Source organism: Streptomyces sp. ISL-36 (assembly GCF_018614205.1).
Taxonomy (GTDB): Bacteria; Actinomycetota; Actinomycetes; order Streptomycetales; family Streptomycetaceae; genus Streptomyces.
The window spans coordinates 1-25,118 of sequence record NZ_JAGGOS010000003.1; the positions used below are offsets into that span (position 1 = coordinate 1).

General features: G+C 68.4%; 27 protein-coding genes and 6 pseudogenes. 20 read left to right on the forward strand and 13 right to left on the reverse strand.

What is annotated here, in order from left to right; all coding sequences use genetic code 11:
* Positions 1-441 precede the first annotated feature (441 nt).
* Positions 442-1,353, reverse strand: coding sequence for an alpha/beta fold hydrolase (locus J7E93_RS00520; protein ID WP_215065042.1), 912 nt, complete (start codon positions 1,351-1,353; stop codon positions 442-444).
* A gap of 119 nt (positions 1,354-1,472) precedes the next feature.
* Here J7E93_RS00520 and J7E93_RS00525 point away from each other — a divergent pair, with 119 nt between their 5' ends.
* Both J7E93_RS00525 and J7E93_RS00530 read left to right on the forward strand, forming a co-directional pair.
* Positions 1,473-2,108: a TetR/AcrR family transcriptional regulator gene (locus J7E93_RS00525; protein ID WP_215065044.1), complete on the forward strand. Its 636-nt coding sequence runs from the start codon at positions 1,473-1,475 to the stop codon at positions 2,106-2,108.
* Between the two features lie 141 nt (positions 2,109-2,249).
* A complete protein-coding gene (locus tag J7E93_RS00530; protein WP_215065046.1) occupies positions 2,250-3,002 on the forward strand; it encodes a hypothetical protein in 753 nt (250 codons plus the stop codon).
* Positions 3,003-3,079: 77 nt separating this feature from the next.
* On the opposite strand, the pseudogene J7E93_RS36615 reads toward J7E93_RS00530, so the two are convergent.
* The 3 genes and pseudogenes from J7E93_RS36615 to J7E93_RS00540 all read right to left on the reverse strand — a co-directional run.
* Positions 3,080-3,215: pseudogene (locus tag J7E93_RS36615) on the reverse strand (IS5/IS1182 family transposase); the annotation flags it as partial.
* A gap of 478 nt (positions 3,216-3,693) precedes the next feature.
* On the reverse strand, positions 3,694-6,003 hold the full coding sequence (locus J7E93_RS00535; RefSeq protein ID WP_215065048.1) for an FtsX-like permease family protein: 2,310 nt from the start codon (positions 6,001-6,003) through the stop codon (positions 3,694-3,696).
* A complete protein-coding gene (locus tag J7E93_RS00540) occupies positions 6,000-6,710 on the reverse strand; it encodes an ABC transporter ATP-binding protein (protein ID WP_215065050.1) in 711 nt (236 codons plus the stop codon). Before J7E93_RS00540 ends, J7E93_RS00535 begins: the two co-directional genes overlap by 4 nt.
* A 139-nt stretch (positions 6,711-6,849) precedes the next feature.
* On the opposite strand from J7E93_RS00540, the gene J7E93_RS00545 reads away from it, so the two are divergent.
* The 4 genes from J7E93_RS00545 to J7E93_RS00560 all read left to right on the forward strand — a co-directional run bounded on the left by J7E93_RS00545 (position 6,850) and on the right by J7E93_RS00560 (position 8,997).
* Positions 6,850-7,689 carry a histidine kinase gene (locus J7E93_RS00545; RefSeq protein ID WP_308367442.1) on the forward strand — a complete coding sequence of 280 codons (840 nt, stop codon included), beginning with the start codon at positions 6,850-6,852 and terminating at the stop codon, positions 7,687-7,689.
* On the forward strand, positions 7,686-8,405 hold the full coding sequence (locus J7E93_RS00550; RefSeq protein ID WP_215065054.1) for a response regulator transcription factor: 720 nt from the start codon (positions 7,686-7,688) through the stop codon (positions 8,403-8,405). Before J7E93_RS00545 ends, J7E93_RS00550 begins: the two co-directional genes overlap by 4 nt.
* Positions 8,406-8,518: 113 nt before the next feature.
* Complete coding sequence (locus tag J7E93_RS00555) at positions 8,519-8,800, forward strand: recombinase family protein (protein WP_215065056.1); 282 nt, start codon at positions 8,519-8,521, stop codon at positions 8,798-8,800.
* Positions 8,800-8,997 carry a hypothetical protein gene (locus J7E93_RS00560; RefSeq protein WP_215065058.1) on the forward strand — a complete coding sequence of 66 codons (198 nt, stop codon included), beginning with the start codon at positions 8,800-8,802 and terminating at the stop codon, positions 8,995-8,997. The genes J7E93_RS00555 and J7E93_RS00560 overlap by 1 nt, the downstream gene beginning before the upstream one ends.
* Before the next feature lie 431 nt (positions 8,998-9,428).
* On the opposite strand, the gene J7E93_RS00565 is transcribed toward J7E93_RS00560, so the two are convergent.
* The 5 genes and pseudogenes from J7E93_RS00565 to J7E93_RS00580 form a co-directional block, all read right to left on the reverse strand.
* A complete protein-coding gene (locus J7E93_RS00565) occupies positions 9,429-9,839 on the reverse strand; it encodes a cupin domain-containing protein (RefSeq protein ID WP_215065059.1) in 411 nt (136 codons plus the stop codon).
* Between the two features lie 119 nt (positions 9,840-9,958).
* Positions 9,959-10,051: pseudogene (locus J7E93_RS00570) on the reverse strand (SDR family oxidoreductase); the annotation flags it as partial.
* A gap of 484 nt (positions 10,052-10,535) precedes the next feature.
* Complete coding sequence (locus tag J7E93_RS00575; protein ID WP_215065061.1) at positions 10,536-11,327, reverse strand: hypothetical protein; 792 nt, start codon at positions 11,325-11,327, stop codon at positions 10,536-10,538.
* Between the two features lie 887 nt (positions 11,328-12,214).
* Positions 12,215-12,337, reverse strand: a complete 123-nt coding sequence (locus J7E93_RS37730) for a hypothetical protein (RefSeq protein WP_285440857.1) — start codon at positions 12,335-12,337, stop codon at positions 12,215-12,217.
* Between the two features lie 79 nt (positions 12,338-12,416).
* Positions 12,417-12,932, reverse strand: a complete 516-nt coding sequence (locus J7E93_RS00580) for a M23 family metallopeptidase (protein WP_215065063.1) — start codon at positions 12,930-12,932, stop codon at positions 12,417-12,419.
* A 650-nt stretch (positions 12,933-13,582) separates the two neighbouring features.
* Here J7E93_RS00580 and J7E93_RS00585 point away from each other — a divergent pair.
* Complete coding sequence (locus tag J7E93_RS00585; RefSeq protein ID WP_215065064.1) at positions 13,583-13,816, forward strand: hypothetical protein; 234 nt, start codon at positions 13,583-13,585, stop codon at positions 13,814-13,816.
* Positions 13,817-14,485: 669 nt separating this feature from the next.
* Here the strand turns inward: J7E93_RS00585 and J7E93_RS38245 are convergent.
* Positions 14,486-14,797: an endonuclease domain-containing protein gene (locus J7E93_RS38245; RefSeq protein ID WP_374105342.1), complete on the reverse strand. Its 312-nt coding sequence runs from the start codon at positions 14,795-14,797 to the stop codon at positions 14,486-14,488.
* The gene (locus tag J7E93_RS00595) at positions 14,718-14,885 is read right to left on the reverse strand and encodes a hypothetical protein (protein ID WP_215065089.1); all 168 of its coding nucleotides are present in this window, start codon (positions 14,883-14,885) and stop codon (positions 14,718-14,720) included. The genes J7E93_RS38245 and J7E93_RS00595 overlap by 80 nt, the downstream gene beginning before the upstream one ends.
* A gap of 181 nt (positions 14,886-15,066) precedes the next feature.
* Here J7E93_RS00595 and J7E93_RS00600 point away from each other — a divergent pair, with 181 nt between their 5' ends.
* Together J7E93_RS00600 and J7E93_RS38250 are read left to right on the forward strand one after the other, a co-directional pair.
* Entirely contained in the window at positions 15,067-15,789 is a 723-nt protein-coding gene (locus J7E93_RS00600; RefSeq protein ID WP_215065068.1) for a hypothetical protein, read from the forward strand.
* Positions 15,789-15,965: pseudogene (locus tag J7E93_RS38250) on the forward strand (hypothetical protein); the annotation flags it as partial. The gene J7E93_RS00600 and the pseudogene J7E93_RS38250, both read left to right, overlap by 1 nt.
* Here the strand turns inward: J7E93_RS38250 and J7E93_RS00605 are convergent.
* Positions 15,965-16,372: a hypothetical protein gene (locus J7E93_RS00605; RefSeq protein WP_215065069.1), complete on the reverse strand. Its 408-nt coding sequence runs from the start codon at positions 16,370-16,372 to the stop codon at positions 15,965-15,967. The pseudogene J7E93_RS38250 and the gene J7E93_RS00605 sit on opposite strands and share 1 nt — an antisense overlap.
* 46 nt (positions 16,373-16,418) lie before the next feature.
* Between J7E93_RS00605 and J7E93_RS00610 the strand changes: the two genes are divergently transcribed.
* The 9 genes and pseudogenes from J7E93_RS00610 to J7E93_RS00645 all read left to right on the forward strand — a co-directional run bounded on the left by J7E93_RS00610 (position 16,419) and on the right by J7E93_RS00645 (position 22,269).
* Positions 16,419-16,790 carry a hypothetical protein gene (locus tag J7E93_RS00610; RefSeq protein WP_215065083.1) on the forward strand — a complete coding sequence of 124 codons (372 nt, stop codon included), beginning with the start codon at positions 16,419-16,421 and terminating at the stop codon, positions 16,788-16,790.
* Positions 16,791-17,514: 724 nt separating this feature from the next.
* Entirely contained in the window at positions 17,515-17,655 is a 141-nt protein-coding gene (locus J7E93_RS00615) for a hypothetical protein (RefSeq protein WP_215065071.1), read from the forward strand.
* Positions 17,656-17,742: 87 nt separating this feature from the next.
* Positions 17,743-17,913 (forward strand): annotated as a pseudogene (locus J7E93_RS36625) (IS5/IS1182 family transposase); the annotation flags it as partial.
* A gap of 8 nt (positions 17,914-17,921) precedes the next feature.
* Positions 17,922-18,179: pseudogene (locus J7E93_RS38255) on the forward strand (RHS repeat-associated core domain-containing protein); the annotation flags it as partial.
* Positions 18,180-18,401: 222 nt separating this feature from the next.
* Positions 18,402-18,746: a hypothetical protein gene (locus tag J7E93_RS00625; protein ID WP_251065832.1), complete on the forward strand. Its 345-nt coding sequence runs from the start codon at positions 18,402-18,404 to the stop codon at positions 18,744-18,746.
* 140 nt (positions 18,747-18,886) lie between these two features.
* Positions 18,887-19,605: pseudogene (locus tag J7E93_RS00630) on the forward strand (transposase family protein).
* Between the two features lie 570 nt (positions 19,606-20,175).
* A complete protein-coding gene (locus J7E93_RS00635; RefSeq protein ID WP_215065075.1) occupies positions 20,176-20,772 on the forward strand; it encodes a hypothetical protein in 597 nt (198 codons plus the stop codon).
* 181 nt (positions 20,773-20,953) lie between these two features.
* Positions 20,954-21,619, forward strand: a complete 666-nt coding sequence (locus tag J7E93_RS00640) for a hypothetical protein (RefSeq protein WP_308367447.1) — start codon at positions 20,954-20,956, stop codon at positions 21,617-21,619.
* Positions 21,616-22,269 carry a hypothetical protein gene (locus J7E93_RS00645; protein WP_215065077.1) on the forward strand — a complete coding sequence of 218 codons (654 nt, stop codon included), beginning with the start codon at positions 21,616-21,618 and terminating at the stop codon, positions 22,267-22,269. Before J7E93_RS00640 ends, J7E93_RS00645 begins: the two co-directional genes overlap by 4 nt.
* A gap of 653 nt (positions 22,270-22,922) precedes the next feature.
* Here the strand turns inward: J7E93_RS00645 and J7E93_RS00650 are convergent.
* Positions 22,923-23,975 carry an IS630 family transposase gene (locus J7E93_RS00650; RefSeq protein WP_215065078.1) on the reverse strand — a complete coding sequence of 351 codons (1,053 nt, stop codon included), beginning with the start codon at positions 23,973-23,975 and terminating at the stop codon, positions 22,923-22,925.
* Positions 23,976-24,053: 78 nt separating this feature from the next.
* Here J7E93_RS00650 and J7E93_RS00655 point away from each other — a divergent pair, with 78 nt between their 5' ends.
* Positions 24,054-24,392 (forward strand): hypothetical protein, encoded by a 339-nt coding sequence (locus J7E93_RS00655; protein ID WP_251065834.1) that lies wholly within the window; start codon positions 24,054-24,056, stop codon positions 24,390-24,392.
* Positions 24,393-24,479: 87 nt separating this feature from the next.
* On the forward strand, positions 24,480-25,031 hold the full coding sequence (locus tag J7E93_RS00660; protein WP_215065081.1) for an AAA family ATPase: 552 nt from the start codon (positions 24,480-24,482) through the stop codon (positions 25,029-25,031).
* The last annotated feature ends 87 nt before the right edge of the window (positions 25,032-25,118 follow it).

Here is a 25,118-nt window from a genome sequence, read left to right on the forward strand (position 1 = left end):
TCAGGAACAAGATCAGCACGCGCTCCGGACATCCTGCCGACCAAGATCGCCGAGCACAAGATCCGCGGCTCAACTCATTCTGAAACGATCAGTAAGTAGAGGAGCCACCGCGCGGGGCAGGGAAGAGCCGGGGCACCGCGCCCGCTTCCTGGGCTGCCGAGCAGGTGGGGGCGTTGCGGCGGCGCGCGGTTTTCTCCAACGCCAAGCTGCCCGCAGATGAGGTCACCCACGACGTGAATCGTGCACGTCACCTCCTCGCGGGTCCGGGAGCACCGGGATTGTCGGTCAGGTGATGCTCACGGGTTCTGACGGCGCTGATGGGCTTGCCAGGACAGCATTCCTGCGTCATCCGCGCCGCCCAGGTAGACGGTGTTCGCGTCGGAGATCCGGAGGGGACAGCCGCAAGAGCCGTCCCCTCGGGTCAGCCAGATGCGAGGGTTGTCAGTCGATGGAGTCCATGAAGCTCAGCATCCGGCGGTTGATCTCGTCCGCGTGGTCGATCTGTGGTCCGTGGCCCGTGTCGGAGATGATTTCGGCTCGGGCCCCAGGAATGAGGCGGGGAACGCGCTCGACTTGCCTGCGCGGGTGCACGAGAAGGCTTCGCTTGCCGAGCGCCAGGTAGAGCGGGGTGCGGATGGTGGACAGTTCGTCCTCGGACAGAGGCAGCGGGGCTGGACGGCGTATGCGGTAAGCGCGAACGCCCAGCCTGACCATGGTGCGTAGCTCTGGCACGGTGAGGACCGGCTGTTCCAGCCAGGCTGCCAGGCGTGGGCGTAGCGCCTCGGGTGCGAAGGTCGCGAAGAGGCTGGCGAAGATCCAGAGGAAGAAGCGCACACCTACTTTCTCGAGTCCGCCGGGATCGAGGAGTGTGACCGAGGCGAGGCGGTCTGGCCTGCGATGCGCCTGGTTCAGAGCGAGCCATCCGCCGTAGGAGGAGCCGACCAGGTGCACGCGTTCGAGTCCGAGCGCGGCGAGTGTCTCGTCAAGCCACTGTGCGGCGCGTTCGGGTTGGTGGATGGGTTCGCGCTGGATGCTGCGGCCGGGATCGCCGGGGGTGTCGATCGCGTAGACCGGGCGGGCGGCGCTGAGGGCGGGAGTGTTCGGGTACCACATGGCGGAGCAGGAGCCTGCTCCGTGTACCAGCACGACGGGGGTGCGTGACGGGGCGGCTGGGTCCGCCGGGCCGTACTTATAGACGTGCGTGGTGCCGAAGGAGGTCTCCACGTCCGTTTCTTCGTGAGCCGGTGCTCCCAGCGCATAGACCGCATCGCAGGCCGCGAAGTAGCGATCGCGCCAGGCATCGCTTGCATAGCGGCCGACGTCGGCCGGGGTGCGGGTCGCGGTTTGGGGCATGGCCACCTCCGAGAGCGGGTTCTTCGTGGTACGAACGTATCACCATGATGATACGGCTGTATCATCATGGTGGGGTGCACGGACCCCGCCAGGGGAAACAGCGAGCGGAGGAGCGGTTGATGCCCAAGCGCGTGGACCACGCAGAGCGGCGTGCCGAGATCGCCGCGGCGCTCCTTCGGGTGGCGGGGCGTCGCGGGCTGCATGCCGTGGGCATGCGCGATGTGGCAGCGGAGGCGGGCGTCTCCCTGCGGCTGGTGCAGTACTACTTCGAGACCAAAGAGAAACTGCTGCTCCACGGGCTGCAGCATCTGGCCGAGAGATTCGGGGAGCGGGTCGCCGCCCGAATTCGGGCCGCCGGCCACAATCCGGGACCGCGCGAGATGATCGAGGCGATGCTGATGGCGGCGTTGCCGACCGACGAGGAGAGTCGCATCTTCCACCTCGTCTACACCTCATACGCCGTTCTGTCCGTCACCGACCAGGTGCTTGCCGCCCAGCCCTTCATCGCGAACCCGGATGCCGCTGAGAGCGCCCTCGTCGAACTCCTCCAGCAGGCGGACGAGCGCGAGCTCCTTCAGTCAGGTGTGGACGTGCGGCTGGAAGCTGTCAGCCTGCTCGCCATGTCTGCAGGACTCGGCACCAGCATCCTTGTCGGTCAGCGCAGCCCGGAGTCGGCTGCCACCGTTCTGGACCACCACCTGGACCGGATCTTCCGAGACCACCTTGCCGACGCGGAGACGCGGGCGCGGGAGTGACATCATTTCTCGGGTTCTGGCTCAACTTTTGTGGACGGGTTGTAGGGGTACGTGTGACGCCCCCAGCGGCGCCCACGTGTGAGTGATCGTGCAGGCTGGGCCGTTCCGTTCGGATCCTGCGAGGCTTGCCATACTTCCCGAATGGAGATGCAAGCCACGGAGGCGGCGCGGCGTTGGCTGGCCGATCAGGGTGTGAGTCAAGTGCGCGACGGGTGGGTGAGCGCCGAGGCGCCGGACGTGTTGCTCACCGCCGACCAAGTGGCGCATTCCTGGGCCGGCGATGTCTTCGCCGAAGACCTGGACGCAGCCGACCAGGTGCGGCTGGCTTTCGGGCTGCTGGACCTCCTCGACGCATACTGGGTGACGTGTGAGATCCGGTTCGCGGAAGGGAGCGCGGAAGGGCCCCTGCCGGTTGACGTGCTGTGGGACGGCTACCGTCAGCGGTTGGAGGCGGACAGGGGCGCCGAAGCCGTCACTTACTCGCTGTGGGTCGACTGGTTCGAGGATCGCAGTACTGCCGCGGCAGCCTTCGCGGAAGTGCTCGGCAACGACATCGACCGAGTGGTGGCCGAACGATCGGAAGCCCTGCTCCGCCGAGCCCGTCGGGTTCTGGACTGTTCGGGCCCGGTGCCCTGGCCGGTGAAGGAGCAGACGTACCGCACCGCCGTGCAGCTGCCAGCCCTGCACCCAGCCCTCTTCAAGGGCCTCCGGGCCGGCTACCACGACTTCTACGCCGACCTGGAACCGGCCGCCGCACTGGCCCTCCTCGGCCAACTCAATCTCCCGGCCGACACCGAGCACCTCGCGGAACTGCGCCATGTGCTCGCCGCAGGCCACAAAAACCACTACCGCAGTCCCCACGCCTGGGACGATGCGGTTCGTTCCTGCTCCTGAGTTGCGTGCCTGGCAGAGCAAGGAAGACGCCCGCGACGTAGAGCCCGGCCAGGAGATAGTCGCGGTCTTCCCAGAGCGGTAGCAATACCTCGCCACTGCCTCAAGCGGTTGATGCACCGCTCGACGTTGTGCGTATTTGTATGCCAGGCGGTCGAAGGCAGGTGGTCTGCCACCCCGACTGCCTCGGCGCAGGCGGTGGACCCGCTGGTCGGCCGGTGGATCCCGGCGGTCAAGTCCGCCGCGGAACCCTCCGATGGCGTGATCGTCGGGCTCGGCCGCCAGGGCCCCTTTTTCGCCGAACAGGCTCGCGACCGGCGGCGGAGCCGGTGACGACGTAGACCAGGTGCACCACCTCACCGACTTCTGTCATCTGTGCGTCCGGCACCGCGGACTGGGTGAGGAACCGCAGGTGGAATGCCTCCTCGGTCGCGGCGCTGATCCGCTCCGGGCTGTGCCGGCCGCCCGCCCCTTCTCCGGGAGGCCGGCGGCCCAGTGGGCGGGGTTACCGAAGACGGGGGCGGCGTGATTCCGCGCGGACATGAAGGAGACCGTGCCGCCCAGCAGCTGACCCTCGGTGGTGCCGTCGCCCGCGATGGTCAGCAGCACACGGGCGTATCCGTAGAGCCAGCAGCCGACGGCTGATGCCGTCGGCTGCCTGGGCCGGTTCCAGAGGCTGGTGCTGACGGGTGATCTACTCGGTGTGCAGCACCGAGGCGATGGTCATCCGGGCCGCCGACCGGGCCGGGACCAAGGCGCCGAGGACTGCGGTCGCCACACCCGCCAGGAGCATCGCGGCCAGCTGCGGCGCCTGCCACACGTCCTTCATATACGCGGGGAAGTCGACCACCCCGACATGGTCCACGACGAGGCGGTGCGCCACGATCCCGAGCGGGATGCCGAGCAACCCGCCGACCGCGCCCAGCCCGGCGACCGAGGTCACCGTCATCACCACCACCTGCCGGGGGGTCATCCCGATCGACTTGAGCATGCCCAGGTCCCGGCGCCGCTCACGGGTGTTCAGAAGAACGGTGTTGAAGACACCGAGCGACGCGACGAGCGTCAGCAGCACCGTGAACACCGTCGAGAAGGTGATGACGGTGGCGGTGCCGGCGTTGCCGGAGTCCATCACCGACGCGTGCAGGCCCGGGTCGAGCGCCGCGACCGCCTCGGCGTAGGCGCGCGCGTCGGTGCCGGGACCGAGCCGCACCGTGTACTCGGTGGCGTGGGCGCCCGATGCGAGTTGGGCGAAACTATCCCAAGCGGCCTCCACGGCCCGGGCGTTGCCCTCCATGAGCTGACCCACGACGGTCGCGGTGATCTTCCTGCCGTTCAGTTCCAGCGTGACCCGGTCACCGAGCTTCAGCCCGCGCTGGGTCAGGAACGCCGGCCCGGCCACGATCTCGCCCGCTGCGGCTGGCGCGCGGCCCTTGACGATGGTGTGCTCGTACAAGGAATCGTCGCCGCGGTAGAAGTCGGCGAAGACGGGCTGGGTCTGCCCGGTCATGTTCACCTGGGACAGCGCGCGGGCCCGTACCCCCTCCGCACCCGGCAGAGACCGCAGCCGTTTCTCGATCTGCAGGTCACTGAGCCGGGGCGGGGTCCGGTCGTTGCCCGACCCCCCGGTCGTCACGTGGATCCTGGCGCCTCCGTCCTCCCGCCCGACATTGCCGTACGCCACCATGGTGCTGGTCAGTCCGGTCGACAGGGTCACCGTGGTGACCCCGAGGACGATGGCCGCCATGGTCAGCAGGGTGCGGCTGGGGCGGGCGAACGGCTGGCCGAGGCCCAGACTGACCGGGCGCGGCAGCCGGGTGGCGCCGAGCATCCGCTGGACGCGCAGCCCGCGCCCGGCCCGGGGCGCGCCGCCCGCGCTGATCGCCCGTGCGGCGGGCAGCCGGTGGGCGCGCAGGGCGGGGACCAGCGCGGCCAGCAGGACGAGGGCGGGCATGCCCACGAGGCAGGCCACGGACACCCACGGGCTGATGTCGCCGACCGAGGCCCGGCCCACGTCGATGCCGGTGAACGCGACCTTCAGGATCGGCCGGGCCAGCGCGTTGCCGGCCAGAGTGCCCAGCGCGCAGCCCACCACCGCCGGTACGGAGAGCATCGTCAGGTAGACGGCGACGACCTGGTTCGGGGTGAAGCCCAGGGCCTTGAGCACCCCGATGTGCCGGTACCCCGAGACGACCGCCCCGCTGACCACGTTGCCGACGATCAGGGTGGAGACGAGCAGGCCGAGGATGCCGAAGAGCGTCATGAACGGGAGGTAGGAGTCGGCCAGCGCGGAGAAGGCCTGCTTGAGGGTGAGGTAGGTCTGTGCGCCGGTCAGCGACTCCTTGGGCAGTCCCGTGGTGGCCCGTGCCAGCGAGGCGCTCAGCTGGGCCTCCGTCGAGGAGTCCGTGAAGCGGTACAGCATTTGGGCGGAGGTCGGGTGCAGCGCGGCCATCTGCTCGGGCGAGACCCAGGCGCTCGCCGACTTGCTCATGCTGGTGGCGAATCCGACGACGGTCAGCGTCGCTCCGCCGGGGGTCTCCAGCTTGGTGCCGAGGAGCGCGGTGCCGGGGGAGCCCTGGGCGGACCAGTTGACGACGATCTCGCCGGGTGCGGTGGCCCAGTGGCCCTCAAGGAGTTCGATCCGGTCCACGGGGCCTGCTGGATCGGCCCGGCCCACCACGGTGAGGGTGCCGCCCGCCATCCAGAGCCAGTCCTTGGGGATGTCGACGACGGCTTGCCCGAACGGTCCGGCTGCGGCCTCCACCCCGGGCTGCCGGGCGGTCCGCGCCAACTGCTCCTGCGTGACCTTCGTGGTGTCGAAGGTCGCCACCGTATGGGCACCGCACTGTGCGGCGTAGGCCTTGTCGAAGGGGCCCGAGGCGGCGCTCAGCAGCGCCAGCGCGAGCAGGACGGTCACGGTGGAGCAGAGCACGACGAGCCCGATGACGAAGGTCTGGAGCCGGCGGCGCTTCACGGCCGCGCGCGAGGCTCTCCATACGGCGCTCACGCGGTCGCCTCCAGCGCGCTCTCGCGGGCGACCCGGCCGTCGGCGACTTCGATCAGCCGGCTGGCGCAGCGGGTGGCCAGCTGCGGGTCGTGGGTGACGATCAACAGGGTCTGGCCGATCTGGTTGAGGTCGATCAGCAGATCCATCACCTGCTCGCCCGACCGGCTGTCGAGGGCGCCGGTCGGCTCGTCGGCAAGCAGCAGGGCCGGGCGGTTCATCAACGCCCGTGCGACGGCCACGCGTTGGCGCTCGCCGCCGCTGAGCGTCGCCGGATAGTTGTTCCGGCGCTCGGCGACACCGAGTTCGTCCAGGAGCTCCAGGGCACGGCGGCGCGCCTGCCGGGCCGGAGTGCCGGTCAGCTGCGCGGCGAGCGCCACATTGTCCAGGACGGGCAGATCGTCGATGAGGTTGAAGAACTGGAAGATCATGCCGACGTTCCGCCGCCGGAACAGCGCCAAGCCGGTCTCGTTCAGTTTCCCGAGGTCATGACCATGCACCTCGACTGTGCCCGAGGTCGGCCGGTCCAGGCCGGCCACCATGTTGAGCAAGGTGGACTTGCCGCAGCCGGAGGGGCCCATCACGGCAACCGCGTCCCCCGCCCTGATCTCCAGCGACAGGCCGTCCAGGGCCTTCGCGTCGCCGTACTCCTTGTGCAGGCCGTCCAGCCGCACCACCACTTGCCGGGCACTGTCGTGATCAGTTGTCATGGCTTGAAACCTAGGCCGGAGTCCGCGGACAGAGCGTCACCCCCCGGATGTATCCGTTCGGGCAGGTCATCCCAGGGATGTACGGAGCTGCATACGGGGGCTGATGTGGGGCGCTTCGTGCAGCTGCGAAGATGATCCGGTGTGGGGATCCGGGACGATCTGGTTGGTCATCGCCCTGGCGGCGGCAGTTGGCGCCGCCGGGTGTCTGTGCGTGGCGGTGGTCCGGGCGCGGCGGCTGCACCAAGCGGCCATCGAGGAGCGCGGCTGGCTGCTGGAGCGGGAGCGCGAGAGCGCGACGCGGATCGCGGTTGACGCCGAGCGGGCCAGGATCGCCACCGAGCTCCACGACATCGTCAGCCACAACGTGAGCCTCATGGTGGTCCAGGCCGGGGCCGCCCGCGAGGTGCTGGCCACGATGCCGGACGAGGCCGCGGCGGCGATGAGCGCCGTCGAGACCGCGGGGCGGAACACGATGACCGAGCTGCGGCACCTGCTCGGCCTGCTCGCACCCGCGCAGAACGGCGACGACGAGCCCTACGATATGGACCTGTCACCGCAGCCGAGCTTGAGCCGACTCAGCCCGCTGATCGACCGGATCGCTTTTGCCGGCCTGCCCGTGGAGATGCGCATCTCGGGTGAGCCGCGCCCGCTGCCGACCGGGATCGATGTCACCGCCTACCGGATCATCCAGGAGGCCCTGACCAATGCCCTCAAACACGGGGACGGAGCGAAAGCCGAGGTGACGGTGCGATACGCGGACCACTACCTGCGAGTCGAGGTGCTGAACAGCGGACCAAGCATCCTGTCGGGCAGCCGGCCCGCGCGGAGAGAGCCGGTCCCGGGCCAGGCGGACGGAACGGGACGCGGGCTGCTCGGCCTGCGGGAGCGGGTCGCCCTCTACGGCGGCGACCTGGACGCCCGCCGCCGCCTCGGCGGCGGCTACCGCGTCCGCGCCCGGATCCCGCTGGACCGGCCATGACGACGCACACCGAATCCGCCCCTCGCGTCGTGATCGCCGACGACCAGGAGCTGGTCCGCACCGGCTTCCGCTTGATCCTGACCGCCCGCGGCATCGACGTGGTGGGCGAAGCCGGCGACGGAGCCGAGGCCGTGGCCGCCGTGCGGAGGCTGCGGCCCGACGTCGTACTGATGGACATCCGGATGCCCGCCATGGACGGCCTGGAAGCCGCCCGCCGGATACTCGCGCAGGCCCCGGACTGCCGGGTGATCATGCTGACCACCTTCGACCTCGACCACTACGTCTACGCCGCCCTCGCCGCCGGAGCCAGCGGATTCCTGCTCAAGGACGTCACCCCCGCGCATCTGGCCGCCGCCGTACGCCTTGTCGGCACCGGTGACGCCCTGCTCGCACCCTCGATCACCCGCCGCCTGGTGGAGCGCTTCGCCCCCAGCGCCCCCAGAACCGGTTCGGGACTCGCAACCTCGGCCGTCCACCGAGACCTGGCCGCGCTGACGCCGCGCGAGCGCGAGGTGCTGACGCTCATGGGGCGGGGTCTTTCCAATTCCGAATTGGCGCGGGAACTGACGCTCAGTGAGGCGACAGTGAAGACCCACGTGGCCCGGATCTTCGCCAAGCTGACCCTGCGCGACCGGGCCCAGGCCGTCGTCCTCGCCTACGAGACAGGACTCGTCTCACCGGGCGAGTCCGCTGGCACCGCCAACCCCTGCCGATAGCCGGCAATCTGGAGATCAAACATGCATCAGCCAGAGTGGGCAGTTTGGTGTCGGTGTCACATGAGGTGACACCTCGGCTCGGCGCTCTGTTCGGAAACGGTCGTCTGCGGAACATGATCAACATTGGGCGACGCGCCGACCGCGACCTGTACGAGATCGCCGACTCGCTCGCCGAGCGCGAGGTGCGCTTCACGATCATCGACACCGGGATGACGGTGAACTTCAACGACCCCTTCGGGAAGATGTTCTTCGGGCAGCTGGCCCTGTTCGCCGAGTTCGAGCGCCACCTGATCGCCATGCGCACCAACGAGGGCCTGGCCGCCGCCGCGCCCGTGGCCGCACCGGCGGGCGCAAGTCCAAGCTCACCCCGGCCGCCATCGGGTAAGCACGGCTGATGTACGAAGCGAAAGACGCCCAGGGCAAGCGGCTGCACACCGTCGCCGAGATCGCCTCCGCCTTCAATGTCACCCGCGGCACCATCTACCGCGCCCTGGAAAAGACCGACAAGGCCCCCATCCCAGCGCAGCTGTCGCCCTGCCCTACGGCTCCATGTTCACCGGCCCCGTACCCGACAGCCATCTCCAGGGCCTGACCGACCTGCTCAACGCAGGTGCCAAGCCGGATCAAGAAGAGAACTGACCGCCGTCCCGCCTGTTGCCTGTTTCTCCCTGTAGGGTCCCGTTGCTCGGGGCATGGGCCGTTCTTGGTGACCTGCGACTCCTGCGCTGTCGAAGACAGGTGGCACAGCTAGCCAGTCTCACGAGCGTGGCATTTCCTCGCGGGGTCGACCGACTGGTGTGACCCAGTACCGCAGCACTGCCGTCCGGGCGCGTACCTGCGGCGGGCCTCCGGGCAAACTGCTGTGGCCTCCGGCGTACGCTCTTGTGACTCTCACACTTCGTGGCACCGTCCAGCCTCTACTGACCAGCGCACCTGCGGTCATCTCACGTCGGGGCATGGCGACGTTTTCCCAGGGGCGTGCCTTTTCCTCACCACAGCTGCGACCGGCAGTGCGGGTTGGGCTCAGTTCTCGCTGTTCAGGGCGTTGGTGTACTGCTCGTCGGTGACGGGTTCGAGCCAGTTGGTTCCGTCACCGTTGCCGTCGCCGACGACCCTGGCGATGTGGGCCATGAGCGTGGTGTCGGTGGCTCCGTGCCAGTGCTCTTCTCCGGGCGGGCATTTGACGGTCTGTCCGGCGGAGGCGCGTACGACGTTGCCGTCGCGGGTGCCGACCAGGCCGGTGCCGTCGGTGATGTACAGGGTCTGGCCGTTGGTGTGGGAGTGCCAGTTGGTGCGGGCGCCAGGGGTGAAGCGGACCAGCGCGGTGGCGAGGCGGGCGGGTTCGGCTGGAGTTTCGATCATGTTGAGGTAGACGTCGCCGGTGAAACGTTCGGCGGGGGCCTTCAGGGTGGGGGTCTGGGTGACGTGTTCCATGATTGCCTTTCTGGGCGATTCAGGATCGATTTTCGCTAGCTGGCGGGCTGTTCGTCCCGGGCTGGTGGGCGGGACGTTGCACATGGCCTGTGCGCGTGAAGTCGGCCCTTGAGCGGGAGTCACTGGGCGGTGTAGCCGCCGTCGACGGGCAGGGCGATGCCGGTGACATAGCCGGCGCCGGGGCTGCACAGCCACAGGACGGCCTGGGCGAGTCGGACGGTGGCGAGGCTTGTTCCTTCGCGGCCGGCGATGTCCTGGAGCGACAAGTGCTCCTGTTCGCACCAGGTGCGCCACTGTTCCAGGCGGGTGGCGGTGTGCTGGGTACGGCGGAACCGGGGTGGGCTCCAGTCGACGGGGTGCTGGGACAGCAGGCAGATGACGTGGGCCGTGGTGGTGTTCAGGGTGCGCGCGAGGTGTGCGATGGAGAAGTCGCCGCCGGGCACGGTCTGGTGGAGCTGGGCGACGGTGATGCTGTCCGGGTCGGGCTCGGGGAGAGCGAGGTGGCGCAGGGTGGGGAGCTGGGGCGTCCACTGGAGTGGTTCGTCGATGCCGTGCTCGTCGAGGAGCCTTGCGCGGTGTGGGTGAGCAGGTCGGCTTCGGCGGGCAGGATCCGCCAGCGGAAGCGCTGGTATTGCTGGCGCGGCGCTCCGGCGGCCGGTGCGAGATCCGGGTGGGCGAGGTGCGGCGGCGAGCCCGTCAGGGTGTGGAAGATCCAGCGCTGGGCGTGCGCGGCATCGGGGCGGTGGTTCGAGCGTAGGCGGCGCTGTAGATCGCTCCAGCAGCGGGGTCGATGAAGCGGGCCTGGTTGGTGAACAGGGCGCGTCGGCGTGCGTAGCCGATGGGGGCGCCGTGGTGGTCGAGGTGGTCGGCCAGGAGGATCAAGGCGTGCAGGACGTCGGCGCAGTCGCTGCGGCGGGTGAGCTCGGCGAGGAGCGTGGAGACGTTGTGGCTGGTGACGGTGGTGACGGTGGTGACGGTGGTGACGGTGGTGACGGTGGTGACGGTGGTGCCGGTCAGCCGGGTCGCGGCCTGGATCGAGGTGATGTTGCTGGCGAGCAGACAGGCGACGGCCAGGAGCTCGTCCGTGCGCTGGGCCGCGGGCGGGCCTGCTATTGGGGTGGCGGGGGCCGGGCGTAGGGTCCACTCGGGCCACAGGGCGGTCGGCAGCATGCCGGCCCTCGCGTCGTGGTTGGCCGGGGGCCTGGTGGAGTGGACGGCCGTGCGGTGGCGCAGCCGGTAGAGCGGCATGATCTGTGACTTCCGGCTGCAGCGCAGGGCCGCCTCGAGAACGGGCGAGAGCGTGCCGCCGACTGAGACGACGCCAGCGGGATACAGGGCGCGGCCGGAGGCGGCCACCCGGTCGGTCAGCCACCGCGCCGTCCGGGCTGCCGCGGGGATGTCTGCAGCGCACAGGATACGAAGCGCCGCCGTGATCGCCACGGCGGTGGCCGCGGCATCGTCGGGTGCGTGATAGCTGTGGACATCCATGCGCCGCGTGTCCGGATTGCGTTGAGAGCCGGAGGACAGCGGGCTGGCCCGGTAGCACTCCAGGCGTTCGAGGACTTCGACCGCCCAGTCGCCAGGTCACCTGCCACCGGTCTCCTCCAGGCAGGCGGGGCAGAACCGCGAGCCCGGCCCCACAGCAGCTGCCGGTGCACGCGGCGCTGGCCGGGCACAATCACCACGGCATGGCCGTCATACTGTTGCAGGGTCATGGCCGCGAGAACATCGGCGGCGACCCCAAACGGTGTGACGCATCCGAATGCCGGGATTGTGGAGGAGCCTGAGTACGGGGTGCAGTTGGGCTCGAGTGGAGGCTGGGGGCTCGACCTTGCCCAAGCGGTTCGGTCACTGACTGGGCTGAGCGCGTGGCGAAGCAAGCAGCTGCTTGAAGCCACCCCGACGACGGTGATGAATCGGACGTGGTTCAAGGCCGCAGTGGATGCGGCGGAGCGCTTGAACGCGGTGGCGGGAGCTGACTTGGTCTGAAGATGGTGAGGCCAGGAGGACGGCGTGATCACCCTGATGGTCTTCGAGGACGCGTGCATGAAGCAGAACGGAGCCCGACGCGGGCCCCGGTCGGGCTGACCGGCCGCCCTTCGCTCGGGGAGGCGAACTGGTCAGGCGTCCGCCTGGGGCCTCTTCAGGGTCAGCCCACGCAGTTTCGCTCAATGCCAGGGCGTAGCCGGCAGACGGACCTGCTGTCCCCCAGCCCAAGAGCCCCTGTCCTGCCAAGGTGGCAGAGTCCCCCCGGCCATGGCATGAACGGGGGCATCATCGAACCGCACGCTCGGCCGCCACAGCGGACGAGCCCTTCGCCGAGGCGGTGGTCGATGGGAGCTGGCCACCGCACCAAGGAAGTCAATCCGCTGCCCCTACAACGCCGCCGACTGCTTGCCGCTGCGCTGCGTGTAGGGGTCGTAGTGGAGGTAGACCTGGGGGTTCAGCGCGGGCAGGACAATGCGCCTTCCGCGGCGTAGCGGGCGCAGTAAGTGCATACGTGAGGCGTGAGGGTGGGGCACGCCCCCGCTACTCCGGTCGCTCGTCACGCCGGGTGTGGCGGGGGCGAGACCGGTGTCAGGCGCGCGTGTTGACGCTCACCGGCCTTGATCCGGTGGGCGGCGTCCATCCCTGAAGGGTGGCCCGGATACCGACGCGGGTGCTGCAGTTGATGACTTGGAAGTGCAGGTGCGCGCCGTTCGCCGCCCCGGTGGCTCCCGACCAGCCGATGATCCGGCCCTGCGGAACCCAGTCGCCCTTGTTGTAGATCGCCCGGTTGAGGTGCGCGTAGTGGGTGCACTGGCCGTTCGAGTGGCGGATGATGACCTCGATGCCGTTCTCCCAGTACGGCGACCAGTCCGAGACGAGAACCGTGCCGCCCTGCGAGGCTGAGACCTCGTAGTTCGCCGGCAGTCCGAAGTCCCAGGCGTACTCGTTGTACGGGCCGGTGTGCGAGTACGTGCCCTCGGGACCCTGGGTGACGAGGTAGGACTCGCCCGACGGGTAGGGAAGTTCGTAGTAGTAGTCAACGGCCGCGGCCGGTGGTGCTGCTATGAGTCCGATCCCTGCGACTGTGAGTGCTGAGCTCGCCATGGCGCCGAATCTGAGGAGAAGTCGTCTCGCGTTGCGCACTTTGCCTCCTGCTGAGGGCCTGATGCAGACGGAACAACACTGGCACCAACTGACCCTTTCAACAAGGTTCTTGAAAAAAATTGCAGCAAGTTCTTTCGTCGGCGGGACCGGGCGGCTGGAGGTGGTGAAACGGCCTACGCGAGCCGTCGCCGACTCCACCGCCACTACGAACGCAAGCCAGGACACGTCCTCGCCTTCACCGCCATCGCCACCACCACCCTCATCGATGTCCGTGGGCCACACCCGGCCCGAGCTGACTCCTCTCCTGCGCCCGCGACCGCACTGCGCCTTCAGGTCGAACTGTTCTCCAGCGTCGGCTGACGTGCCTGCCCTGCCCACTGCAAGAGGCCCAAGAGCGGGGACAGGGTGCCCGCAGTGCAGTGCTTGCCCCGCGCGAGGTAGACCGAGCTGCTCGCCGAGGCCCGGCGGCGTACAACCGTCAGGTCGGCCTTACACGCCACCACCGGGGACGGGTCACAACGATTCTGGGTCCTGCCGGACGCGGGCCGGACTACCGCGGGAGGCCAGCAGGGCGAGGTGTCGATTGCGTAGCCGCCGACACGCGGCAAGGGCCGTCGCTCAACGTCCATGGGCCAGTCGGCGCGGGAGCGTTGGAGGATGTCGAGCAGGCGGGCTCAGGAGGCGGCCTCCTGGTCGCGATTCGGCTGCGGGGCGGCCTCGGCTTGCTCCTCCCAGGCGGCGAGTTCCTCGTCGTTGAGGTACGGGTAGGGGCATTCTCCTCGTCGTGGAGTTGCTGGCGTACCAGTCGAGTCGCGCTGGCCGACCCGCGCACCGCAGCCGTGGTGCTGCCGGTGACGGCCGAACTCGTGCTCGCCGCGAACTGACGCGACACTTGGCCGCCAAGGCCTTCGGCCCCCTGCCTACCGCCCTCAGACGCGTGGAGGGCGCTGTAGCCGGCCGCTCGTCTCGCAGCAGGCGTGCTGCAGCGATCAAATCTCTTGTGGGGCAGGCTGTGGCCCCGGAACAGCTACAGGAGCAGGGCGCGGTCGCGGCGGTGTGGCGGCGCCTGGGACGCGACGGCGAGCAGACGCTGACCGCCGGACTCGGCAACCCCGACGGCCACACGCCCTCTCCAGCCGGGCAAGCCGCCCAGGCCGAACGCGGCGAGGACACGCTCATAGCCTGGATCGGGGAGTGCCGCGGCAGGACTCCGGCACCTCCCTGCCTTCCCGAACGAGGCTCGGGCCCGCCCGGCGCGGAACCTGCGGAACCCGCGGAACCCCGGCGGGCACGTGGGCGGGGCGCCGGCGACTCCCAGAATCGTTGGGGGTGGATGGTGAATACGGCCGTGACGAACGCGACCAGGACGGCCTCGTGCACGGTGACGAGCAGTACGAACCTGGGGGACCGGGACCGGGAGTGGATCGGCGGTACGGGCACCCCGGAAGGGAGCGTGTCGGACCGGGAGCCCTTGCGACTCGGGTACGACAGCGGGCCCGGCCGCGCCGAGGAATCCGCCCCCTGGCCGGCGGTCGGGGCCGCCGAGGGGTCCCCTACAGGTAGCGGGCGGGCGCAGCGTGGAACGCGTGGTGCGCTGAGATCCAGACGTCGGTCAGCATGACCGCGACACCACGGCGCGGGACGGTGACGGAACCGACCGGCGCGGCGCGGCACCTTGGGCAGAGAAGCCCGCGACACAGCCTCGTCTCGTGGTCATGGTCGACCATCGTGCCGGGGTACCGGCCGCAACAGGGTGCAGTTCGGGCCGAGCGCTTCGGAGAGGTGTCAGGCGACCGCGCGGAGTGAGCTGAAGTCCACGGCCCGGTCAGCTTCCTCCAGGAGTCGTGCGGCGGCCTGCCGGACATCGGCAGGCACATCCCCGCGCTCCTGGACGAGAGTCGCGTAGATCGGAGCGTCGCCTGCTGCCCGGCCCATGTGGTCGTGCTGGTTCACTGCGGTGGTCCTTACCGTGTCGGAATCGGCTAGCGAGTGTACGGGCTCTCATCCGGCCGGTGCGCCTCGCCTGACCAGATGCCGCTGACCACAGCGCCCCAAGCGCCTCAGCCGGACGTGCTCCTCGACTCCCGCGAGCCTCCAGTGCGCCCAGCGCCACAGGTTGCCCTACCCCGCCGCCTTGGCCTGGGATCAGCTCGTCGCCCGCACCCGAAGCCGCAGCCAGCCCCTCCTGGGTATCGACGACGAAACTCCTCTGCATAACGACGCCCTGGTCCTTCACCGACCCGGCCACGACGCCAACACGGTCGCCGACGCCACCGGCCGGCTCGCGAGCACCATCCGATACCTCATCAAGGACCTCATGGACTACAGGATGATCAGCACGACGATGTCGTACTACCAGGTCTCCCAACAGCGGAAACGCGAGGCCATCACCGCGATGCGGCGGCATTCCGTCGACCGCTCCGGCCGCCCGGTCCCCTTCGCCAGCAATGCCGACTACGAGGCCCAGTCGGTCGCCGTTCCGTTCGGCAACTGCCGCGAGCCCAGCAACATCAAGGCTGGCGGGAAGGCCTGCCCGATCCGCTTCCAGTGCGCCGGCTGCGGCTTCTATCGCCCTGACCCGTCCTACCTGCCCGCGATCGAGGAGCACGTCAACTCGCTGCGAGCGGACCGCGAGACCGCCCTGGCGATGGTCGCGGACGACTTCGTCGTCCGCAACCTCGGCGATCAGATCACCGCCTTCACGACCGTCGCGGACACGATGCGCGAGCGGCTTGGTGGTCTCCCCGAGGACGAACGCGAGGAGATCGAGCAGGCCAGCTCAGTCCTGCGGAAGGCTCGTGCGACCCGCGATCACAAGCTACTGCCGCTGACCGTGATCCCAAAGGAGGCCCGTTGATGCCTGCTGACACCGTCAGCAGGACGCCTGTGGAGGTCCTGAAAGCCGCCCGCCAGCGCGACAGCGCGGACAAGTGCGGGCGCGTCCTCAAGGCCGTCCAGGACATGCTCCGCGACGACCGCCGCATCACCTTCGCCGCGGTCGCCCGCGAGGCCGGTGTCTCCAGCTGGCTCGTCTATGCCCCAGGCATCCGCGAGCGGATCGAGCAGGCCCGTTCCCGCCAGGCAGCCCAGGGCCACCACGACCAGCAGAGCGGTCGGAAGATCTCCGCTGCCAGCGACAAACCGACCTTTTTCTCGCACGCGAGGAGATCAAGCGACTGCGAGCCGAAAACGCGGGCCTGCGGCAGCAGGCCCGCGTTCACCTCGGGCAGCAGGTCGAACAACTCGGCAACCACGACCTGGTCGACCGCGTCAACGAGCTCACCGAGGAGAACCTCCGGCTGTCCACAGCGGAAGGGCAGGCGACCACCCAGAACGCGGAACTCCGTCAGCGAGTCACCGGCCTTGAAGACAACCTCGCCGCCGCCCGCACCAGCCTCCGCCGCATGATCCGGGACCAGAGCCGTTGACGCGATGCGCAAGCAGGAAGCCATTGAGCACACCGAGGCGGATCGAGATACTCCCTGGATGACCAACACAGGGAACCAGGTCCACCAGGGCTGGGATGAACCTTGGTACCGCGTCCGCACAGATCGCTTCGAGGCGTCGTTCTTGCCCAGTGCGGGCGAGGATCTGGATGCCGTCTGCAACGTCGACGTCGAGGTGCGGTTGACAGCGGACGGCTCCCGCTGGAGCGCGACCGTGTTCACTCTCGCCGAGGTCGAGCGACTGATGAAGAGGTGGTCCCAGACAGGCGAGGAGTTGGGCGGTCGCTACTTCTGGTGCTCTGATGGCCTGATCGTCCGGGACCCCGGCATCGAGAGCATGACTCAGGTGCTCGTCGGCTTGCTCGATGCTGGTGACTTCACGCAGGTTCTTCAACGGCTCGACGACGAGTGACCGGCTGACTCATTCTGAAATGATCAGTAGGCATGGTGTCCCGTGACTCACGTCCCTCACACCCTCACATCGGCCTGAACCGCGGACAAGTTCCGCGAACTCCAGATAAGCATCCTTCCGAACGCCGTCGCGTCGAAGATCACACGAACGCCGGCGTGCTGATCGTCGCGCGGCGCCGAGGCAGTCGCGTGCGGCTTGATGGCGTCCGGGTCGGCCGCGATCCCGTTCAGGGCCCCGTCCAGGACCGTGGGGGACGAGCACCGCCCCAGCGGCCCGGCCCGTGCCAAAAGCGCGATACGGCCGGAGTTCCGGTGGGCACCGGTGAGCGCACCCGAGAGCGCACTCGGAGCTGGTGGGCCGCCGGCCCCGGCGTTCTGATCGAGGGCACACAACGAGGGCCCCGGCTGACCGGAGTCATGAGATGTGGTTGATGCTGTCGGAGACGTTGCCCGACAGATCTAACAAGTGGAACATTTCGCTGACCGCGGTTTCTGCCACAGCCGCTGGTGGTGATGGTGGTGACCGAGGGAGACACCCGGATGAGTCAGGACCACTCTGCCCTGGACGGGCTCTTGGGTGTCGGCATCGACCGTGAGGGTCGCACCTTCTACCTGCGCGTGGCTGCCGGCCGGATGGCGTACGACCGGGTGGGGAGACCTTCGATTACATCCAGGTCTTCCTGTATCAGGTGGCATTTCCAGGCCAGCCTGCAGACGCGAACGACATGTTCGAGACCGACGGCCTGGAGGAGATTGCGGACGAACTCCGCAACGGCGTACTCGATTGGTACGACGAACGCCTTGAGTTCCGCACCCCAACCCCCGAGGAGCTGGAGACGATCCGCTCCACAACGGGTTGGAGGTAGCGACCGTCTCGGCCATCTGGCGTAGCGAATGACTACGGCCCCGGAATGCATCATCCGATGCGTCCCGGGGCCGTCGTCATCGCCGGCCCGGTCGACCGAGCACGTCCGGGCGGCAAGCACCATGCCCTCGTCGACGGTCAGTGCGTCCCACTGGCCGTCTCTTTGACCGGCGGGAACCGCAATGGCATCACCCAGTTGATGCCTCTACTCTCGAAGGTCCCGTCCGTTGCGGGTCTGGTCGGCCGATCGCGGCGACGAAACTGCCGAGGCCCCCCCTGGTCCTGGACAGTGACGAGTACGGCAACCCCCGCGCCGGCCAGCCCGCCGTCCGCTACCACTGGCTCGGCGCCAAGCAGCGCTCCAGCGAGACCCTCCTCGTCCTCATGGGCGTCCGCCTCTACAACCCGCAGACCGGGCGCTTCCTCTCCGCCGACCCCGTCTACGGCGGCAACGCCGATGCCTGCGCCTATCCCGGCGACCCCGTCAACCAGTACGACCTCGTCGGCAGGTTCGGCTGGGGCAAGTTCCTCGACCGGGTCGGCAGGGTGGCATCGGTCGGTGCGATGTTCCGATGCGGACCGTGTGCCGCCGTCGATGCTGCCATCAGTATCGGCCGCGGTACCTACAAGGTCCGGCACGGAGACTGCTCGGGGTGGATCGACATTGAGCCTTTTCCAACCTCGCCAGGGGGTGCTGCTGACGCTGGTTACCCCCGGGCGGTAGTGGCTGGATGAGCTGAGGGCAGGATGGACCTCGTGCCCACCATGGTTGTTGAGATTCACGTGCCCTTGTCGTCGGCGCCGAACCTTCCGGAGGGTGCCTATCCGTATCCCTGGATCGAAGAGGTCGAGGACCTTCTGGCCGGCCTCGAAGAGCAAGGTGATGTAGAGGTCTTCGACGATGGAGAGGAAGAGGCGGAGGCCTACATCTTCTTCATCACCGGAGCAAGTGAAGAGGATCTTCTGGCGCTGGCGTCCCGAGTCGCCACGCTGCCCGGTGTCCCCACAGGTAGCTTTGCGGTCGTCAGCAGCGATGAGGCCGATGAGTTCGGGCAGGGGCGACAGGTCACGCTCCCGCTGCCCACGCCCTGAGGTCCAAGCCCGTCTTCACTGAGCCGTTTGCACCTGACTGATAGCGAGCTGAATTGACAGTGGGCTGCGTGTGGGAAGAGGTGAAGCTCCTGGTGGATGGGTTGTCGGCCAAGATTCAACCTGTCCGCCCGGAGCGTCAGGTGCTTGTCTACTCATCAGGGATCGGTCTGTCCAGTTCGGCCCTCCGGTACCTGTCCGGCCTGTTGAGCGCCCGGCGTCGCGAGCGCGGCACCCGTTGGCGACGGCTCGCCCCCGACCGGCAGGCCCTCTTGGTGCTCGCACATCTGCGCTGCGGCGATACGTACGCCCAGCTCGCGGCAGGTTTCGACATTGGAATCGCCACGGTCTACGGTACGTGGCCGAGGCCGGCGAGCTCCTTGCGTCCCGTGCACCGGCCCTCGCCGCGGCCGCCCGGGCGGCGTCACGCAAGGCGTTCGCGATCCTCGACTGCTCGGGAAAGTGCAAGAAGCACGGGATGAACGTGCGGGTCACCGCCGATCCGTTCGGGAACCTGCTATGGGCCTCGCCGGCCTTGCCGGGATCGGTCCACGACATCAAGGCGGCACGTCTCCACGGCGTCATCGACGCCCTCGAGACGGGCGGCATCCGCTGCTGGGCCGACAAGGCCTATCAGAGCGCCGGCGGCACGGTCCGCGTGCCCTACCGCGGGCGATGGGCGAAGCTCTCCGCAGGCCAGCGAGCGGTCAACGTTTCGCACGCCAAGATTCGGGCACTCGGCGAACCAGCCATGGCCGCTCTCAAGACCTGGCGCCTCCTGCGCAAGCTGCGGTGCAGCACCACCGGCATCACCGCCCTCGTCCAGGCCGTCCTCACCCTCCACCTCAACGCCACAAGTTGAGGTTGGAAAAGCCTCAACGTGCGAAGTGGCTTCCCGGGCGGGCGATGTGGCCATGGTGCGCTCCTGTGTCGCAGGACGCGCGGTGTTGGCCGGTGGGAGAGAGGAAGGGCTGGGGTTCTGATCAGGCGAAGCGGCGCCGGCCTTGGGACTGGCGCGGAGCTCGATCTCCTCTGGGGTGAGTGGGTCCTTGGGTCGGCGGATGCGTACGGGCGACCGGCGCGGGTGGGACGGTAGCAGTCCGGGGCCAGAAGAGTTACTCACGATCATCAGAACGTTACGAAAGGTGACAATTCGGTTACAGGCATCGTACTGCCACATGTACGGCGCAGGCGGTCGCTCAGTGATCCCGGCTGCTCGCCATGAGTATGCGCAGTCGGGCGAAGCTGCCCTCAGCTGCCTGAGCTCCGATGGAGGAATCGATGCGCTTTGTAAACCGGGCTGAGCAAGACGAGCTGACGGAACGGCACGGACACTGGCGCAGGTCGCCGAACCAGGCACTCGACGACCGCTTCTTCGACGGTGAGCCTCTTCCCCGAGAGATCGTCCCCCGCCACTGGCTGCCCGAAGGCAATGTCCACGGAGGGCGACGGGATCATCTTCCACAACCCCATGGCAGGGCTCCCCCTGTCCACCCCCGTCCGACTCCCCACCCCGCTGCCCAGCGACCGCCTGCAAGGAGCCCTTCACCAGATCCAAGGCGCGCGGGGCAGGTTCGCAGTAGCCCTCGTGGCCGTACACGCGCTCAAGGCCAGCGAAGTTCGTCGCCTGCCCCTGGCCGCCGTCGATCTCGTCCGCGGAACGCTCACGGTCCGCCGCGGCAACCACACCCACACCGTGTACTTGGACCCCATCACCATGGGGCTCGCGGCCGACTGGCTGCACGAACGGCGCCGTACCTGGCCCATGGCGCCCAACCCCCACCTCTTCATCACCAGCCAGACCGCACACCATCCCACGCTCATCCCAGTCAGCTACTTGGGACTGCGCGCGGCTTTCGACCAGATCGGCATGACCCCGAGGCAGCTCTGGAGCGACCGCGTGCTGGACGAGGCACGGGTGAGCGCCGACACCGTCCACCTCATCCGCCTCTTCGGCATTCAACCGTCGACGGCCATGAAGTACGTCGCGGCAGCCCACCCCGACAAGGCTTTCCCCAAGATCCGCTGAGCACGGGCGTTCCGTATCCTTAATGAGGCGGCCGAATGCGCCGACCGCTCCGGCTGATGCGCCGGTTCGGCGTCACCGAGCAGACCGCCATGCGCTACGTCAGAACTGCCTGCTCGGAGCGCACCTCGAAACTGCCCAGGTAGCGGGCCCGCTCCGAGCCCAACGCCGCAGCCGAAAGCCCGTGGCGACGAAGCAGCGGGTCCGGCATCATCCCCATGTGATTGTTATGCAACCCGTTCTGGAGATCTCCGCTTCCGACGACTTCGAGCTCTGGCCCGTTGGCGAGCACGAGTCATATGGCTACCTCGTGCTGAACGGGGGGCTGACTCCGGCGGAGGTCGGCACGGCCGTTATGCGGATCGCCGACTGCAATAACTTCGAGCCGCAGGAGGAGCACGAATCGTGTCCGACCGACCCGCTCGGCGCCTTCCTGCACGGGTTGCTCACCATGCCTGACCTGTTCGCCGTCGGCGGCTTCCGGGTGACCGACAACGCCACCGACACCGTCTTCGTTGAGCCGGGCTGCTGCAACGGCCTGGAGGCCTGGCGGGACTGGCTGGAGGTGCTCGACGGTACCGGCTGCGCCTACTTCGGCCACGATCCATCCTCGGTGGCCGAACGCGTCAACGACGTTGTCCGGTTCACGCTCGATGCTCACGGGGTGGACGGCAGCCCGGTGATCGAGCTGTCGGTAGACCAGGTACGCAGGCTCGTCGCCGACGCTCAGCAGGATTTGCAGGACTTCCTCAGCCTTGCCGGAACCTGGGCGGAACAACACCTACCAGCACATGCTGCTGCCGTCACTACCGCCCTGGCACGGGCACTGGACCTGGCACCCACACCATGACCAGCTTCCTGACCCACCGAGCGCACGTGCACGACGCCGGGCTCCCCCTCCACCGGCGGCACAGCGCGCTGCGCACCTGCCTCACCGTTTTTGCTCCTTATGGTCTGCGGGCGACGTATCACCACCTCACGCTCAGCGCCGCGATCCCCCGTCGGCTGGAGGCGGACCCCGACGCGCTGGTGCGGGCGGTGGAGGAAGTACACGAGGCGCGGGTGCTGTGGCTCGTGCGGGCAGACCACTACGCCGAGCAACGCCGGGCGGAGAAGCAGGCTGGGCGGCGGGCTGTACCGAACCCTCGGCCGTGGTGGCTACGGAACTGGTGGGAAAGTCCCGACCGTGCCTGGTTCGAAGACCCGTTTCGTCACCCGTCGCTGCGCCTGTCCGAGTACGTACGGCGGCAGAACGCGATTCTGGACGGTCCCGAGCTGCCTGGCTGCCCGGCTTGTGGGGATGAGGGACCGCGAGTGCTGAGCTCGACTGGGCACGGTTGGGTCGAGCTGTGCCGTGGCTGCGCGTGGTTGCTGGCGCCATGTTCGTGCGGGCAGCGGCACCGGTTCGTGCCGGAGACCCCGTTCAACTGGAACGAGATCTGGCAGCGGGCGCACATGGGCGATGACGGAAGGCCGAACTCACTTTGGCCTGCGAGCTAGCCAGTTGGATCGGCGGCGAACGCTCAGAAAGCAAATCCCGCCAGCTTCTCGGAACCTGCGCGCGGGACCGCCTCAGCCATTAACGGGCATGCGGGTTCAGGCTTCCCCACGTTCAGGAATCTCGGAACCCGCGCGCTTCCGCCTTCGACGTCCTGCAAGCCGACCGCCAAGAGCTGCTCGCCGAACCGTACGGACGCCGCCGCGCGGTCCTGGAGGACCTGTTCGCCGAGCGCGGGCTGACTGCGCCGTGGGCGCTGTGCCCGATGACGACCGACCCTGCCGTCGCCCGCGAGTGGCTGATGTCGTGGACCGACGTGCTGGGCGTGGAGGGAGTCTTGTAGCCAGGGCTCGCCGTTGGCCGATTGACCGCCAAGCTGCCGGTCCGCCCCCGGGTGGGGCCCCGAATGTGGGTCAAGGCCGCCGCCAGGCGCCCGCGGCGCCCGGAGCCGTCGGGCGGCGCCGGCGCGCCCTGCCCTGCGCGGGTTCAGTCAGGGCCGCCGACCGCCGCGGAACGCATGCGATCACAGAGTCCGCCTGCATAGCTAGGGCTCCTGGAGGTACTGATGCCCGGTCGTCCCATCTGGAGCGGATCCATCAGCTTTGGGCTGGTCACGATCCTTGTCTAGTGCCGCACTGCGGAAGTTCGTGGAGGATCAGACCGCTTCCTTGAGTGGGGCGCCTTCGTAGGTCCAGCGGAACGAGCGTGCGTGTTCGTTCCGCTGGATCATCCAGGCATCCATCTTCTCGATCAGTTCATCCCGGCCGGTGAAGTTGCCGTGCCGCAGGACGGCGCGGGTCAGGGCGGAGAAGACGAGTTCCACCTGGTTGAGCCAAGAGGCGTGGGGCGGGGTCCAGTGGACGTGCCAGCGCGGGTGGTCGGCGAGCCACGCCCTGGTGTGCTTGGCGGTGTGCGAGGAGCCATTGTCAAGGACCACATGGATGTCCTTGTCGCGTGGCAAGAGCCGGTCGAGCCGGTCCAGGAAGGCGGTAAAGGTCGCGGCGTTGTTTCGCTGGATGGTCTCGATCAGGGTCTGCCCGCTGGTGACCTCGAGGGCGGCGACGATCGAGGCGGTGCCGTGGCGGCGGTACTCGAACTCGCGTCGAGCGGCTCGGCCCGGTGCCGCGGGCTGTGATGGGTAGCGGCGCTCGCGGGCCTGGATGGCGGTCTTCTCGTCGATGGACAGCACGATCGCCCCACTCGGCGGGTTGCGGTACAGGGCGCAAATGTCCCTGACACGCTCCCAGAAGTCGGGAGTATCCCGGCGGGTGAGCCAGCCGGTGACCTTGTGGGGCTTGAGGTCCAAGTCGGCCAGGACCCGGCCGACTTGGGAGGCTGAGATCGGTGCGAACACGGTACCTGCGACCTGGGCGGCGATTGCTGTGTGGGTCCAGGTCGTGGCAGGGCCGACCGGGACGCTGGTGGCCGCAGCGACCACCGCGACGCGCACCAGGTCGTCGTAGCGGCGCGGCCGACCTGGGCGGGCGGCGTCCTTGAGGCCGTCCAGGCCCCGGTCGGCGAACCGGCCGCGCCACTTGCGGACGGTGTTCACACTCACCGCCAGGTGCCGCGCTATCGCCCCGTTGTCCGCCCCATCTGCTGCCGCCAGCACGATCCGGGCCCGCAGCACCTGCCTGACCTGCGACTTCGCCGCAGAGGCGATCCGCCATAACGCCCTGCGCGTCTGTTCGTCGACTACTACAGCCACCGCTGTGCACCGCCCTGAGCCCTTCACCATGAGCAGTGATCATGGCGAAGGGCTCAGGGCGGGCGGCAGGATGGGGCCGTGCCGAAGAACCCGCCCGAGTCCATGCAGCACCACCTGCGCCAACGGCTGAACGACCACGCCCGCCAGAACTGGCCGCAACTGACCGGTGTGACCGTCCGCTACCGCAGCGGATTTGCCTATGTGGCAGGCGAAGTGCCCGACAGCGATCCGCTTCCGCTGTGCCGACTGCGGTTCACCGGAGTCCTGCACACCTGGGGCTTCGCCCTCTATCTCGCCAGTCGCGGCGGCTATGCAGACAACGTACTTCCCAGCGGCTTGCCCTTCGGCTCCCCGGAAGACGCTCTCGACTGCGCCTGTGGCCTCTACCTCGATACCCCGATTCCTGATCGACCGTAACTGCGTGCTTGAGACGGCGCGTGCGAGTGTCGGCGTCGCCCCAGGACCGGGCCACGGCTGGCCGGCTCACCCGCGATACTGAGCATCGTGGAAAGCGCCGCATTCGTTGTCGTCTCCGGTCTGCCGGGCAGCGGGAAGAGCACGCTCGCCCGAGGCCTGGCCGAGCACCTCGATCTGCCGGTCATCGACAAGGACGTGATCCTGGAGTCCCTCTACGACTCGCTCGGAGTCGGCGACCAGGCATGGCGCAGCCGACTAAGCAGAGCCAGCGATGAGATCCTCTTCGCTGTTGCAGCAGACGCGCGCCGAGCCGTGCTCGACAACTGGTGGCACCACGACACCTCCCCCAGCCGCCTGCACCTCCTCGGTGGCCTGCTGATCGAGGTCCACTGCGACTGCGACGTCGCGGTCGCCTCCGAACGCTTCCGAGCGCGCATCCGCCACCCCGGCCACCTCGACCCGCACCTTACCCCTGAGCAAGTGGCCGAACGCGTCTCGGCCATCCGCGCCAGCTATCCCGGTCCGCTCCGGCTGGGCGGCCCCATACTCACCATCGACACCAGCCAGCCCGTCGACACCACCGCCGTCGCCAGACAGATCGCCCCGATCCTGACCAGCGGGTCGGAAGCCGCCATGTGACAACCTGCACCCACCAACCGAAGCGCCAGCCAACTCACACCCCTCCACGAACTTCCGCGGGGCAGCACTAGCCTCCCGGTTTCACTT